The organism is Pseudomonas neuropathica (assembly GCF_015461835.1).
Taxonomy (GTDB): domain Bacteria; phylum Pseudomonadota; class Gammaproteobacteria; order Pseudomonadales; family Pseudomonadaceae; genus Aquipseudomonas; species Aquipseudomonas neuropathica.
In genome coordinates, this window is the sequence record NZ_JACOPX010000016.1 from 36,393 (window position 1) to 51,273 (window position 14,881).

The window sequence follows — 14,881 nt, forward strand, 5'->3', positions numbered from 1 at the left end:
GCTGGGGTACGCATTCCTCTGTAGGAGCTGCCGAAGGCTGCGATCTTTTCATTCAGGCACCACCGATTCATGTCAGTTGTTAGGGTGCCGTTTCTAATTTATCTCCTTACTTTGTGCCTGAGCCCGACACTTTCGCGGGCAGTTCCTCAAACCTTCTGCGCGTGAGGTGCACCATGGCCAAAGTTATTTTGAAGAAAAAAATCGACGCTTCGACTTCTGCTCTGGGCGACGTCAAATCCTATGCCCGCAAGATCTGGCTGGCAGGCCTGGGTGCCTACGCCAAGGTCGGCCAAGAGGGCAGCGACTACTTTCAAGAGCTGATCAAAGCTGGTCAAACTGTTGAAAAGAAAGGCAAAAAAGCCGTCACCGAAAAACTCGAAGCGGCCAACACCGAGATCGATGAAGCCAAGAGCGAAGTCAGCTCGTTCAAAGGTCGTGTCGAAGTTCAGCTCGACAAGGTCGAGAAGGCGTTCGACTCCCGTGTAGCAAGCGCCTTGAATCGTATCGGCATTCCGTCTAAACATGACGTTGAGACACTCTCTGCTAAGCTCGATGAGCTGACGGCATTGCTCGAACGCGTCGCGCGTAAATCTTAAGGAGAACGGGATGGCTGGTAAAAAGAACACCGATAAAGAAGGCAGCTCGTGGATCGGGAAAGTCGAAGACTACTCCCGCAAAATCTGGCTGGCTGGTTTAGGCGTGTACTCGAAGATCGACACTGACGGCAGCAAGCTCTTCGATACATTGGTCAAAGACGGCGAGAAAGCCGAGAAGCTCACCAAATCCGCAGTCGGCAAAAAAGTCGACGCTGCCAAGGATTCCGCTTCTTCGGCCAAGTCGCGCATCAGCGGCGTGAAAGATCGCGCACTGGGCAAATGGGACGAGCTGGAAGGGGCTTTCGACAAGCGCCTGAACAGCGCGATTTCGCGCCTGGGTGTACCGAGCCGCAATGAGGTCAAAGCACTGCATAGCAAGGTGGAAACCTTGACCAAGCAGATCGAAAAACTCACCGGTCTGAAAACCCAACCGGTGGCTGCGAAAACCGCTGCGGCAAAACCGGTAGCGAAAACGGCTGCGGCCAAGTCTGCTGCCAAGCCTCTGGCCAAAGCGGCGGCTAAACCTGCTGCAAAAGCTGCGGCCAAACCAGCAGCGAAAACCGCTGCCGCCAAGCCAGCAGCCAAAGCCGCCGCCAAACCGGTTGCCGCTAAAGCCGCTGCGAAACCGGCAGCAAAACCTGCGGCCAAAGCTGCAGCTAAACCAGCCGCCAAACCTGCAGCCAAAACCGCTGCCGCCAAACCGGCTGCCAAGCCTGCAGCCAAACCCGCTGCGGCGAAAAAACCGGCAGTGAAAAAACCGGCCGCGCCGAAAGCCGCTGCGCCGAAACCGGCCGCACCTGCTGCAGCCAAACCTGCCGCTCCGGCAGCTCCGGTGAGTGCGTCGAATTCCGCCGCAGCACCGACTCCGGCGGCCACCCCGACTGTTGCATCGACGCCGTCGACGCCAACCAGTCAGTCCTGATTTTTCAGGGCAAAACAAAACGCCCGGCCTGAGAAGGTCGGGCGTTTTTGTATCTGAATTCCAACAGCCCCTCACCCTAGCCCTCTCCCAGAGGGAGAGGGGACCGATTCGGGGATGCTTCAGCCTTACACCGACCTGAAAGTGTCGTATTGAATCCATAATCGACTCGATTTTTCAGGTCGCCATATAGCGCAAGACGATAAGGTCAGTCCCCTCTCCCTACGGGCGGTCCGACGTTTCGGGAGGGCTAGGGTGAGGGGCTTTTGATTTCAGTCGTGATCTTCAAGGTATTGCAGGGCCATCCGCTCCGTGGCGACCTTAACCGGCGGCAGCAAGTGCGGCGCCACCAGCATCATGATCTGATAAACCACCAACCTGACTTCACCCTGACGATCCAGAATCCGCTGATAATCCAGCGAAAACAGCAACGTCATGGTGATCTGCTCCACCAGTTGCCCCAAGGCCTGCGTATCACTGACCAACTGTCCCGAAGCCTTTAACCGCGCGAGCAACGACGCCAGCGTACGCTTCAGCGCATTGAGCAGATGACGAATGCCCTTGGCCAGTTTTGGCAAGCGCCCGGCGAGGTTCGACAGGTCCTGGAACAGAAAGCGGTACTGCGCCAACCGCTCGACGATCAAATGCAAAAACAGCCAGTAATCTTCCGGCGCCAGTTCCACATCCGAGGGTGGATCGAGCAGTGGCGCCAGTTCATTCTGGAAGCGTTCGAACAAGCCGAGAATCAGCGGTTCCTTGCCATGGAAGTGGTAGTAGAGATTGCCCGGGCTGATCCCCATTTCGTTCGCCACCTCCATGGTGGAGACGTTCGGCTCGCCCTTTTCGTTGAACAGTTGCAAAGCACATTCGAGAATCCGGTCGCGGGTTTTCATCCAGTCTTCTTAGAAAAGTTCGGTTAAGCGTCAGCGCACACGCACGTAAGTACCGGGCGCTGCCTCCATCGGTGGATAGTTCGGGTTGCCGAGGGTGAACGTGGTTTCGTGTTGCGCCCCGGAGCGTTGCTGAATCCACTCCAGCCACTGCGGCCACCAACTGCCGTCGACGTGCTTGCCGTCGTAGTACCAGGCCCGCGGGTCGCTGCTCATCTTGCCGTTGTCGATGTACGCGGCTTTCGGATTGCTCGGCGGGTTGAGGATGCTCTGCACGTGACCGCTGTTGGACAGCACGAAACGCCGTTCGCCGCCGAGCAGCAGGGTCGAGCGATACACCGCATCCCACGGGGTGATGTGATCGTTCATGCCGGCGACGCTGAAGCTGTCGACAGTGACTTTCTGCAAGTCGATCGGCGTGCCGCACACTTCCAGGCCACCCGGATGGGTCAGCGGGTTGTGCTTGAAGAAGTCCAGCAGGTCGCCGTGAAATGCCGCCGGCAGCCGGGTGTTGTCGTTGTTCCAGTAGAGGATGTCGAAGGCTGGCGGCTCTTTGCCCAGCAGGTAATTGTTGACGAAGTAGCTCCAGATCAAATCGTTGGGGCGCATCCAGGCGAAGACCTTGGCCATGTCACGACCATCGAGCACGCCTTTCTGGTACGAGCGGCGCTTGGCGGCTTCCAGGGTCTGTTCGTCGGCGAAGAGAGTTGCCGGGGTTTCGATCTGGCTGTCGAGCAGGCTGACCAGGTAGGTCGCACTGGAGACGCGGCGCAGTTGCCGTTTGGCCTGCAAATGCCCTTGCAGGGCGGCGATGGTCAGGCCGCCGGCGCAGGCGCCCATCAGATTGACCTCGCGGGCGCCGGTGATCGCCCGGCAGATGTTCATCGCCTCTTCCACCGCCTCGACATATGTCGACAGGCCCCATTCGCGATGGCGCACATCCGGATTGCGCCAACTGATCATGAAGGTCTGCAGGCCGTTTTTCAGTGCGTACTGGACGAAGCTGTTGTGCGGGCTGAGGTCGAAAATGTAGTACTTGTTGATTTGCGGCGGAACCACCAGCAGCGGCTTGGCGTACTGCTTTTCGCTCATCGGTCGGTACTGGATCAGCTCTAGCATCTCGTTGCGAAACACCACCGAGCCGGTGGTGGTGGCGACGGTCTTGCCGACCTCGAAAGCCTGCTTGGTCACTTGGCGCGGCAGGCCATCGTTGTGCAGCAAATCATCGAACAAATGGCTGAGACCACGCACCAGACTGTGCCCGCCGGAGTTGAACAGCTCCTTGACCGCCAGCGGGTTGAGCAAGGTGTTCGACGGTGCCACGGCGTCATTGAGCAGGGTGAAAGCGAAGTGCGCGCGGGCGCGATCGTCATCACTCATGTTGCTTTCGTCGATCCAGCTTTTGACCTGTTTCTGCCAGGCCAGATAGGCCTGCAGGCTGCGTCGGTAGAACGGGTTGAGGCTCCACGCCGGGTCAGCGAAACGGCTGTCGTTCGGATTGGTCGGGTGCAGGGTTTCGCCGAGCAGAACGCGACCCAATTGGCCGCCGAGTTTCAACGCGTGCTTCGCACTGTGGATCGGGTTGCGCAGGCCATGGGCTGCCACACTGCGCAAGGTCGAGATCAGGTCCCGGCCACGCAGGCCGGTGATCGCACTTTGTGCATTGATGAACACGGCGGGGCTGGGCACTACGCCCGTCGCTGGTTTGTCGCGCATGACTCAACACTCCTTCGTCTTCAGGCCAAAAACAAACTCACCGAACCAGAACACCATAGACGCTGTTGCGGGTTGCTGCCTGCGCGGCGTCCTGCCGCGCACTCTTTCTTAAAGCACTGCATAAAGCCTGCCGCCGGGGTCAGCCGCCGAGCGGTGTCGGATGCGGGTGCATCACCGCCCGCTGACGTTCCTCCTGGAGGAATTTCATGATGATCGGCGCCACCGCTTCAGCACGGGTAATCAGGAACAGATGACCGTCGTCGATGATGTGCAGTTGGGCATTGGGAATGCGCCAGGCGAGCATGCGCATGTTGATCAGCGGGATCAGCGGATCGTCATCACCGGCCAGCACCAGCGTCGGCTGATGGATCTTGTGCAGCCAGTGAATGCTGGTCCAGCCGAGGCCGGCGAACAGTTGCCAGTAGTAACCGAGCTTGCCCGCCGAACGCACTTTCGCCGCGTGACTGGCCGCCAGCGTCGGGTCACGACGGAACGAGCCGCCGTAGATCAGCGGGGCAATGCGGATCACGTGGGAAGGCTGAATGTAGCGCCGTGGACTGGCCATCATCCACAGCACTTTCGGCTTGCCCGGCACCATCACCGCACCGGCAGCGGTCGCCGCCAGCACCAGTTTCTTGCAGCGCTCGGGGTAGTCGTAGGCGAACTGCTGCGCGAGTGCGCCGCCCCACGACACGCCGATGACGTTGACCTGACCGTAGTCGAGGTAATCGAGCATTCTCGACGTCAGCTTGGCCAGCCCGGGAAAGCGATACGGCCGGTTCGGCGTCGAGGAACCACCGACACCGGGCACGTCGAAGGCGATCACTTCCAGATCCGGGTCCAGCGCCGCGACAAACGGGAATACCAGCTCCAGGTTGGCGCCAATGCCGTTGAAAATCAGCAAGGGCGTCAAGTGAGGCTTGCCGGGGCGCACCGCCGTGCGGAGGGTCTGGCCATCCAGATCGACGGTACGGAATATGAACGGTTGCGGCATGCGTCAGGCCCTGTGGATTTCAAGTACACCCCGCCCCCTGTGTAGGAGCTGCCGAAGGCTGCGATCTGTTGATCTTGATTTTAAAAACAGAATCAAAAGATCGCAGCCTGCGGCAGCTCCTACATTGGGCCGGGTGTGTCAGTTACCGCTCATGTACATAAGTGCCCGGCGAGGCTTCACCGGCCGGGTACGCTTTGTTGCCCAGTTTCAGCGGGGCCTTTTTCAGGTTGCCCGAGCGCTCGGCCTGCCACGCCTGCCAGTACAGCCACCAGGAATCGGTGTGCTTGGTCGAGTTCTCTTGCCACTCATCGGCATTGGCCGCCATTTCTTCGCCGGTCATGTAGCGCGATTTCGGGTTGCCCGGCGGGTTCAGAATGCTCTGGATATGCCCGCTGCTCGACAGCACGAACTCGACCTTGCCGCCAAACAGCTGCGCCGACTTGTAGCAGGACTTCCACGGCGTGATGTGGTCGTTGGTGCCGGCCAGCGAGAAGATGTCGGCGGTGACCTGCTTGAGGTCGATCGGCGTACCGCACACTTCCAGTGCATTGGGGCGAATCAGTGGGTTGTTTTTGAACATCTCGATCAGGTCGCCATGGAACGCGGCGGGCAAGCGTGTGGTGTCGTTGTTCCAGAACAGGATGTCGAACACCGGCGGCTCGTTGCCGAGCAGGTAGTTGTTGACCCAGTAGTTCCAGATCAGATCATTGGGGCGCATCCACGCGAAGACCTTGGCCATGTCTTTGCCTTCCAGTACACCGGCCTGATAGGAATGGCGCTTGGCGGTCTCCAGGGTCTGCTCGTCGACGAACAAGGCGACGTCGCTGTCCAGGGTGGTGTCGAGCACGCTGACCAGCAGCGTGAGGGCATTGACCTTCTTCTCGCCGATCGCCGCGTAATGGCCGAGCAGGGCGGTGCAGGTGATGCCACCGGAGCAGGCACCGAGCATGTTCACGTCTTTGCTGCCGGTGATCGCGGTGACCACGTCGACGGCTTCTTTCAGGGCATCGATGTACGTCGACAGGCCCCACTCGCGCTGGGCCTTGGTCGGGTTGCGCCAGCTGACGATGAACGTCTGCACGTTATTGCGCAGGCAGAAGCGCGCCAGACTCTTGTCCGGGCTCAGATCGAAGACATAGAACTTGTTGATCTGCGGTGGCACCACCAGCAATGGGCGCTCGTGGACTTGCTCGGTGATCGGCTTGTACTGGATCAGTTCCAGCACGTCGTTGCGAAACACCACCGCACCTTCGGTCACGCCGAGGCTTTTGCCGACTTCGAACGCGCCCATGTTGACCTGACTCGGCATGCCGCCGTTGTGCACCAGATCCTTGGCCAGATGCGAGAGGCCATCGAGCAGGCTTTTACCGCCGGTTTCGAAGAAACGTTTGACTGCTGCGGGGTTGGCCGCGGTGTTGGTCGGGGCCATGGCTTCGGTCATCAGATTGATGACGAAGTGGCCGCGGGCGATGTCTTTGGGTGAGAGGCTGCTGTCATCGATCCAGGCATGGAGCTCCTTGCGCCACGCCAGGTAAGTTTGCAGATAACGTTTGTAGAGCGGGTTCTGGCTCCACGCAGGATCAGCGAAGCGACGGTCATCGCCTGCCGGTTGCAGTTCGGATTTGCCGAACAGCACGTTCTTCAGTTCGAGGCCGAAATGGGTGACGTGCCTGACGCTATGGATCGGTTGTTTGATGGCCTGTTTCAGCACCATACGAGCAGAGGCCAGCAGATCCTTTCCGCGTAGCCCAACGACGGGATTAAGCCCCAGGGTGTTTTCCGAGGCTTGGTACTTCAGGTCATCGTTATTCTTGTTACTCATCTACGACGCTCCATTGTCCTGAGACGAGTACCCGGTTTTCTGCTGTGCAGTTCCACAGCCAATGCCAGGTACTACTGCTCGGGTGACCGTTAATTCTGCATAGCTGCTTTACAGTCGTAGAGCACTGCAGGGAACTTGCCAGCTCCATTGGTTACCCGAGTTTAATTTTTTTCGCAAGCAGGCCGATCCTCGGCCACACAGCAGAGCATTCAAACAGATGAATTTAGAAAATGCCCTCTAATGAGCGCAAGGCTCGGACTAGAGCATCAGCTTGACGATCGACTCGCTCGGGTCGCGGGTTTTTCCGGCGGCTTTGAGCTCGGCCAGATAATCGGCCCAGAGTGCGTCATAACGTCGCCCCAGCTCGTAGAGATAATCCCAGGTGAACAAGCCGCTGTCGTGACCGTCGTCGAAGGTCAGTTTCAGTGCGTAGTGACCGGCCGGTTCCAGCTTGCTCAGACCGACGTTGATCTTGCCGAATTGCAGGATCGGTTTGCCGTGGCCCTGGACCTCGGCGGAGGGGGAATGCACGCGCAGGAATTCGGCGGGCAGGGTGTATTCCTCGCCGGACGCATAGGTGAGCGTCAGGGTTTTCGAGGCTTTGTGCAGTTTGATGTCGGTGGGGATTTGAGTCATGGGCTGGCGTCCGATGTGTGGGCGACCCTTGAGCAAATGTGGGAGCGAGCTTGCTCGCGAGAGCGGTGTGTCAGACAACATTGATGTCGACTGACACGGCCTCTTCGCGAGCAAGCTCGCTCCCACAGGGTCCGCTACTGCTGTAAGTATGGCTTACAGGATATAACGGGACAGGTCTTCGTTCTGCGCCAATTCGCCGAGGTGGCTGTTGACGTATTCGGCGTCGATCAGAATCGGCTTCTCATCGTGGGTGCTGGCCAGATCGCCGGCACTGAACGAAACCTCTTCCAGCAGACGCTCAAGCAGCGTGTGCAAGCGACGGGCACCGATGTTCTCGGTTTTCTCGTTGACCTGCCAGGCGATCTCCGCCAGACGCTTGATGCCTTCCGGCTGGAACTGGATGTTCAGGCCTTCGGTTTTCAGCAGCGCGCAATATTGCTCGGTCAGCGAGGCATGCGGTTCGCTGAGGATGCGTTCGAAGTCCGACGGGCTCAGGGCCTTGAGTTCAACGCGAATCGGCAGACGACCTTGCAACTCAGGCACCAGATCGCTCGGCTTGCTCAGGTGGAACGCACCGGAGGCGATAAACAGGATGTGGTCAGTCTTGACCATGCCCAGTTTGGTGTTGACGGTGCAGCCTTCGATCAGCGGCAGCAGGTCGCGCTGTACGCCTTCACGGGACACATCAGCGCCACCGACGTTACCGCGCTTGGCGACTTTGTCGATTTCGTCGATGAACACGATGCCGTGCTGTTCAACGGCTTCCAGCGCCTTGGCCTTCAGCTCTTCTTCGTTGACCAGACGCCCGGCTTCTTCGTCGCGCACCAGCTTCAGCGCTTCTTTGACCTTGAGCTTGCGCGCTTTCTTTTTGCCCTTGCCCATGTTGGCGAACAGCGACTGCAACTGGTTGGTCATCTCTTCCATGCCAGGCGGCGTGGCAATTTCGATGCCGGCAACTTCGGCGACTTCGATTTCGATTTCCTTGTCATCCAGCTGACCTTCGCGCAGGCGCTTGCGGAACAGCTGACGGGTGTTGGAATCGGAGCTCGGCGCTTCTTCATTGCTGAAGCCCATGCGGGCCGGCGGCAGCAGTGCGTCGAGGATACGATCCTCGGCAGCGTCTTCGGCGCGATGGCGAACGCGGGTCATTTCCTGCTCACGGAGCATCTTGATCGCGGCGTCGGCCAGATCACGGATGATCGATTCGACGTCACGACCGACGTAGCCGACTTCGGTGAACTTGGTCGCTTCGACCTTGATGAACGGTGCGTTGGCCAGTTTCGCCAGGCGACGGGCGATCTCGGTTTTACCGACACCGGTCGGGCCGATCATCAGGATGTTCTTCGGGGTCACTTCAACGCGCAGCTCTTCAGGCAGCTGCATGCGGCGCCAGCGGTTGCGCAGGGCAATCGCGACGGCGCGCTTGGCATCGTCCTGGCCGATGATATGGCGGTTGAGTTCGTGGACGATTTCGCGGGGAGTCATGGACATAATAATTGACGGTCCTCAAGCAGAAACAAGCCGTGGCACAGGGCCGCGTCAGGCTTATTCAGCGAGATCCTGCTCCTCAATGGTCTGAGTGTGGTTGGTGAATACACAGATGTCGCCGGCGATACCGAGGGCGGTTTCGACGATTTCACGGGCCGACAGATCGGTCTTTTTCAGCAGGGCACTGGCCGCGGCTTGCGCGTAGCCGCCGCCGGAACCCATGGCGATCAGGCCATCTTCGGGCTCGACCACGTCACCGTTGCCGGTAATGATCAGCGAGGCGTCCTTGTTGGCGACCGCGAGCATGGCTTCGAGGCGGCTCAGGGAGCGGTCGGTGCGCCATTCTTTGGCGAGTTCGACAGCGGCGCGCACCAAGTGGCCCTGATGTTTTTCAAGTTGGCCTTCGAAACGTTCGAAGAGGGTAAAGGCGTCGGCGGTGGCACCGGCAAAACCAGCGATGACCTGACCGTGGTACAGGCGACGGACTTTTTTCGCGTTGCCTTTCATCACGGTATTGCCGAGAGAAACCTGGCCGTCGCCGCCCATGACGACTTTGCCGTGACGGCGGACTGAAACGATGGTGGTCAAGGGAAGAGTCTCCACACAGCGGGGCGAAAGTGCCTTATGCCCATTCATATGGGGGTGCTGGAGAGGATTTCAACCGGGGAGGGTGCGGAGGGACGAACGGCGACCCCCTGTAGGAGCTGCCGAAGGCTGCGATCTTTTGATCTTGATCTGAAACAAAATCAAAAGATCGCAGCCTTCGGCAGCTCCTACAGGGGATTTGTGGCGCCCGTGTGGGAGGGAATCAGCGGCTTTGGCGTTGTTGTAACAACAGGTTGCTGAAGCCGGCGCCGGCCAGTTGTTTCTGTGCCGTGGTCAGTTGTTCGCGGTTGCTGAACGGACCAACCAAAACGCGATACCAGGTTTCATCCTTCACTGTGCCGGACTCAACCGCTACGGCCTGACCGAGCAGAATGATCTGCGCGCGGACCTTGTCGGCATCGGTTTCCTTGCGGAACGATCCGGCCTGCAAGAAGAACTTGGTTACCGGCGCCGCTTTGCTCACCGGTGGTGCTGGCGGCGGGGTAATCCCGGCCAGTGCGGCCTGCGCGCGTGCGGTGTCGATCTTCGCCGCTTCCGCCGGGGTCACCGGCGTGGTCGGGATGGCCGGCACTTGTGGCGTCGGCAGGGTCTTCTCCGGCACGGCGTCCGGCGGCACGATCACTTCCGATTCCGGCAGCAGGGTGTAGAAGTCGTACTTCGGCTTCACCGGTTGCGTCGGGCTCGGCGGGGTCTTGTTGGCCTCGGCGATCTTCGATGCTTTCTGCTGTTGCGCCTGTTCGACCTTCTCGCGCTTGACCGTGTCGCTGCCCTTGCCCGGCTCCAGCTTCATCAGGAACACGATGAACGCGCCGACCGTGAGGCCGATGGCCATCCACAGCCAACCCGGAATCGGTTGCTTCGCAGGAGCTTGGTAACGGCTGGCGCCACGCTTGGGTGCAGGTTTTTTCTTGGCAGCCAACTTACATACGCTCCAGAGTTTCCAGACCCAACAGCTCCAGGCCTTGCTTGAGGGTGCGACCGGTCAGCGCGGCCAGACGCAGACGGCTCTGCATCTGGGCCGGGGTTTCGGCGGCGAGGATCGGGCAGTTCTCGTAGAAGCTGGAGAACAGGCCGGCAACGTCGTACAGATAAGTGCAGAGAATGTGCGGCGTGCCTTTGTCGGATACGTTGTTCAGCACTTCGCCGAACTGCGCCAGTTTCGCCGCCAGTTCTTGTTCGTGCGCCGCTTCCAGGACGATCTGGCCATCGACTTCGCTGAAGTCCTTGCCCAGTTTGCGGAACACACCGGCGACGCGGGTGTAGGCGTACAGCAGGTATGGCGCGGTATTGCCTTCGAAGTTCAGCATCAGGTCGAAGTTAAAGCTGTAGTCGCTGGTGCGGTGCTTCGACAGGTCGGCGTACTTCACCGCGCCGATGCCGACGACTTTGGCGATGTTGCGCAGTTCGTCTTCGGCCAGCTCCGGGTTCTTCTCTTTCACCAGGCTGTAGGCGCGTTCCTGCGCTTCGGTGAGCAGATCGATCAGCTTCACGGTGCCGCCGTCACGGGTCTTGAACGGACGGCCGTCGGCGCCGTTCATGGTGCCGAAGCCCATGTGTTCCATTTCCATCGGATGGGTGACGAAACCGGCCTTGCGCGCCACGGCGAACACTTGCTGGAAGTGCAGGGCCTGACGCTGGTCGACAAAGTACAGCGCGCGATCGGCTTTCAGTTTGCCGCTGCGATAGCGCACGGCTGCCAGGTCAGTGGTGGCATAGAGGTAGCCGCCGTCAGCCTTGACGATGATCACCGGCAGCGGGTCGCCGTCGGCGTTCTTGAACTCGTCGAGGAATACGCATTGGGCGCCATTACTCTCGACCAGCATGCCAGCGGCTTTCAGGTCGTTGACCACGTTGATCAGGTCGTCGTTGTAGGCGCTTTCGCCCATCACGTCGGCCATGGTCAGTTTAACGTTGAGCAGTTCGTAGATCTTCTGGCAGTGCGACAGCGAGATGTCCTTGAACTTGGTCCACAGCGCCAGGCACTCGGCATCGCCGGCCTGCAGCTTGACCACCAGACCACGGGCGCGGTCGGCGAATTCTGCGGATTCGTCGAAACGCTGTTTGGCGGCGCGGTAGAAATTTTCCAGGTCAGACAGCTCGTCGCTGGTGATCGGGTTTTCCTGCAGATACGCCATCAACATGCCGAACTGGGTGCCCCAGTCGCCAACGTGGTTCTGACGGATCACTTCATCGCCGAGGAATTCGAGTACGCGGGCCACGCCGTCGCCGATGATGGTCGAGCGCAAGTGGCCGACGTGCATCTCTTTGGCCAGGTTCGGTGCCGACAGGTCGACCACGGTGCGCTGCGCCGGGCCAGCCTTGCGCACGCCAATGTGAGCATCAGCCAGTGCGGCATCGAGGCGGTTGGCCAAGGCCTGGGTGTTCTGGAAGAAATTGATGAAGCCCGGGCCGGCGATTTCGGCCTTGGTGACGTTCTCGTCGGCAGGCAGTGCGGCAATGATTTTTTCCGCCAGATCGCGCGGCTTCATACCCGCAGGCTTGGCCAGCATCATGGCGATGTTGCTGGCGAAGTCGCCGTGGGTCTTGTCACGGGCGTTCTCCACCTGGATCGCCGGCGACAGGCCTTCAGGCAACACACCTTCGTTGACGAGTTGGGTGAGGGCTTGTTGGATCAGCTGGCGAATGGTGTCTTTCATGGTCTTCTCTTTCGACCGCAAGCGCGGCGGGCGCATCGATGCGCGGGTGGAAAAACTGGGCATTATCCGTTGCGAAGACGGGCTTGCCAACCTTAGCAGGCAGCTTATGGATATGTGGTGACATTCAGATCAAAAGATCGCCGCCTGCGGCGGCTCCTACAAGGGGATAGGCGTTTTCCTGCAAGAGTTGCCGCTGGCGGCGATCTTTTGATCTTCAATACAAATCGACGGGATCGACATCCAGCGACCAGCGCACCGCGCGCCCGCTCGGCATTTGCTCCAGCACCAGCAACCAACTGGCCAGCAACCGATGCAGCGGCGCCCGTGCTGTCGCCTGCAACAACAACTGCGCACGATAACGCCCGGCGCGGCGTTCCATCGGTGCTGGCACTGGCCCGAGCAATTCGATCCCGCTCAGGTTCTGCTCAGCCAGCAAACGCTCGGCTTCGCTACACGCCTCATCGAGAAAACCTTCCGCTTGCCCCGGTTTGTGCGCTTCGGCGCGCAACAACGCCAGATGCGCAAACGGCGGCAACCCGGCGGCGCGGCGCTCGCTCAAGGCCTGTTCAGCAAAGGCGAAATAGCCCTGTTCGGTGAGTTGCACCAATAAAGGATGGTCAGCGAGGTGTGTCTGGATGATCACCTTGCCCGGTTCCTCTGCTCGCCCGGCACGACCTGCGACCTGCACGATCAACTGCGCCATGCGCTCGCTGGCGCGGAAGTCGCCGGAGAACAGACCGCCGTCAGCATCCAGAATCGACACCAGCGTCACCCGTGGAAAGTGGTGACCCTTGGCGAGCATCTGCGTGCCGACCAGAATGCACGGCTGGCCCTTCTGAATCGTTGCGAACAACTGATTCATCGCGTCCTTGCGCGAGGTACTGTCGCGGTCGACGCGCAGCACCGGGTAGTCGGGAAACAGAATCGCCAGACGTTCCTCGGCGCGCTCGGTACCGGCGCCCACTGGTCGCAAATCGACCTTGTTGCACTTCGGGCACTGGCGTGGCGTGCGCTCGACATAGCCGCAATGATGGCAGCGCAACTCGCCATGACGCTGGTGCACAGTCATTCGCGCATCGCAACGCGAACACTCGGACATCCAGCCGCAATCGTGGCACAGCAACGTCGGCGCGAAACCGCGACGATTGAGGAACACCAAAACCTGTTGGCCGTTGGCGAGGGTCTGGCCGATGGCTTGCTGCATCGGCCCGGAAATACCGCTGTCCAGTGGACGGCTTTTCACATCCAGCCGCAGGAAGCGTGGCTGCTTGGCACCGCCGGCACGTTCATTCAGGCGTAAGAGGCCGTAACGGCCGGTGTAGGCGTTGTGCAGGCTTTCCAGCGATGGCGTCGCGGAACCGAGGACGATCGGGATGTTTTCCTGCCGCGCACGCACCAGCGCCAGATCGCGGGCGTGGTAGCGCAAACCTTCCTGCTGTTTATATGAGCCGTCGTGCTCTTCATCGATGATGATCAGCCCGGGATTTTTCATCGGCGTGAACAGCGCCGAGCGGGTGCCGATAATAATGTCGGCCTCGCCATCGCGGGCGGCGAGCCAGGCGTCGAGGCGCTCGCGATCATTGACCGCCGAGTGCAGCAGGGCGATGCGCGCGTTGAAGCGCTGCTCGAAACGCGCCAGGGTCTGCGGGCCGAGGTTGATCTCCGGGATCAGCACCAGCGCCTGTTTGCCGGCTTCGAGGGTTTCGCGGATCAGTTGCAAATAGACTTCGGTCTTGCCGCTGCCGGTGACCCCGGCCAGCAGGAATGCGTGATAACTGTCGAACCCGGCGCGGATCGCCTCGTAGGCGGCGCGCTGTTCGGCGTTCAGCGGCAATTCCGGCTGCGCCAGCCAATGCTCATGGCGCACGCCGGGTGCATGCCGGCGGATTTCCACTTGCACCAGATTTTTCGCCAGCAGCAGATCAAGGCTGTCCTTGCTCAGCATCAGTTTGCTCAGCAACTGATGGGCGACGCCGTGGGGGTGCTGGGCCAGTGTCGCCAAGGCCTCACGCTGGCGCGGGGCGCGGGCGATGCGCGGATCATCAAGGCTGGCGCCGGGGACGATCGACCAGAAACGTTCCTGCCGCGCCTCGGCCAGCTCGCCTTGGCGCAGCAGGACTGGCAGCGCCCAGCTCAGGGTGTCGCCGAGGCTGTGCTGATAATACTGCGACGTCCACAGGCACAGCTTGAACAGCGCCGGTGGCAGTGGCGCTGTGGCGTCGAGCAGGGCCAGCGCTGGTTTCAGTTTCTCCACCGGCACTTCGCTGGTGTCCGTGACCTCGACCAGAATCCCGATCATCTCGCGTCGACCGAACGGCACTCGCAGGCGCATGCCCGGCTGCAATTGCTCACGCAGCACGCCGGCCGGCGCTCGATAGTCGAACAGGCGGCGCAAGGGTGAAGGCAGGGCTAGGCGCAGAATGGCGTCGGGCACGCGGGGGGATCTCTATAAACGGGCGGTATGGCTCGGCACATAACCTTGTAGGAATGAGCCTGCTCGCGATAGCGGTCTGTCATTCAACATTTATGTCGTCTGAAATACCGCTATCGCGAGCAG

At 60.2% G+C, this 14,881-nt stretch carries 13 protein-coding genes; 3 read left to right on the plus strand and 10 right to left on the minus strand.

Features of this window, described 5'->3' with window-relative positions; translation table 11 throughout:
• Positions 1-173: 173 nt before the first annotated feature.
• Both H8F23_RS22490 and H8F23_RS22495 read left to right on the plus strand, forming a co-directional pair.
• Complete coding sequence (locus H8F23_RS22490) at positions 174-596, plus strand: phasin family protein (RefSeq protein WP_194935812.1); 423 nt, start codon at positions 174-176, stop codon at positions 594-596.
• Between the two features lie 10 nt (positions 597-606).
• Complete coding sequence (locus H8F23_RS22495) at positions 607-1,518, plus strand: phasin family protein (protein ID WP_194935813.1); 912 nt, start codon at positions 607-609, stop codon at positions 1,516-1,518.
• A gap of 269 nt (positions 1,519-1,787) precedes the next feature.
• Here the strand turns inward: H8F23_RS22495 and H8F23_RS22500 are convergent, their stop codons facing one another.
• The 9 genes from H8F23_RS22500 to argS form a co-directional block, all read right to left on the minus strand.
• Complete coding sequence (locus tag H8F23_RS22500; RefSeq protein ID WP_194935814.1) at positions 1,788-2,408, minus strand: TetR/AcrR family transcriptional regulator; 621 nt, start codon at positions 2,406-2,408, stop codon at positions 1,788-1,790.
• Positions 2,409-2,438: 30 nt separating this feature from the next.
• Complete coding sequence (gene phaC, locus H8F23_RS22505) at positions 2,439-4,121, minus strand: class II poly(R)-hydroxyalkanoic acid synthase (RefSeq protein ID WP_194935815.1); 1,683 nt, start codon at positions 4,119-4,121, stop codon at positions 2,439-2,441.
• A 139-nt stretch (positions 4,122-4,260) separates the two neighbouring features.
• Positions 4,261-5,115, minus strand: coding sequence for a poly(3-hydroxyalkanoate) depolymerase (phaZ, locus tag H8F23_RS22510; protein WP_034152967.1), 855 nt, complete (start codon positions 5,113-5,115; stop codon positions 4,261-4,263).
• A gap of 142 nt (positions 5,116-5,257) precedes the next feature.
• The gene (phaC, locus tag H8F23_RS22515) at positions 5,258-6,937 is read right to left on the minus strand and encodes a class II poly(R)-hydroxyalkanoic acid synthase (protein ID WP_093430071.1); all 1,680 of its coding nucleotides are present in this window, start codon (positions 6,935-6,937) and stop codon (positions 5,258-5,260) included.
• Positions 6,938-7,195: 258 nt separating this feature from the next.
• Positions 7,196-7,573, minus strand: coding sequence for a gamma-butyrobetaine hydroxylase-like domain-containing protein (locus H8F23_RS22520; protein ID WP_093430072.1), 378 nt, complete (start codon positions 7,571-7,573; stop codon positions 7,196-7,198).
• 153 nt (positions 7,574-7,726) lie between these two features.
• Positions 7,727-9,064: an ATP-dependent protease ATPase subunit HslU gene (gene hslU, locus H8F23_RS22525; RefSeq protein WP_064388878.1), complete on the minus strand. Its 1,338-nt coding sequence runs from the start codon at positions 9,062-9,064 to the stop codon at positions 7,727-7,729.
• A 54-nt stretch (positions 9,065-9,118) separates the two neighbouring features.
• Positions 9,119-9,649, minus strand: a complete 531-nt coding sequence (hslV, locus tag H8F23_RS22530) for an ATP-dependent protease subunit HslV (protein WP_016984593.1) — start codon at positions 9,647-9,649, stop codon at positions 9,119-9,121.
• A 220-nt stretch (positions 9,650-9,869) separates the two neighbouring features.
• Complete coding sequence (locus H8F23_RS22535; protein ID WP_007909385.1) at positions 9,870-10,586, minus strand: SPOR domain-containing protein; 717 nt, start codon at positions 10,584-10,586, stop codon at positions 9,870-9,872.
• 1 nt (position 10,587) lies between these two features.
• On the minus strand, positions 10,588-12,324 hold the full coding sequence (argS, locus tag H8F23_RS22540) for an arginine--tRNA ligase (protein ID WP_194935816.1): 1,737 nt from the start codon (positions 12,322-12,324) through the stop codon (positions 10,588-10,590).
• Here argS and H8F23_RS29055 point away from each other — a divergent pair.
• A complete protein-coding gene (locus tag H8F23_RS29055) occupies positions 12,323-12,445 on the plus strand; it encodes a hypothetical protein (RefSeq protein WP_256579857.1) in 123 nt (40 codons plus the stop codon). The two genes, argS and H8F23_RS29055, sit on opposite strands and share 2 nt — an antisense overlap.
• 93 nt (positions 12,446-12,538) lie before the next feature.
• Here H8F23_RS29055 and H8F23_RS22545 read toward each other — a convergent pair whose 3' ends face one another.
• Complete coding sequence (locus H8F23_RS22545; RefSeq protein WP_194935817.1) at positions 12,539-14,758, minus strand: primosomal protein N'; 2,220 nt, start codon at positions 14,756-14,758, stop codon at positions 12,539-12,541.
• Between the last annotated feature and the right edge of the window lie 123 nt (positions 14,759-14,881).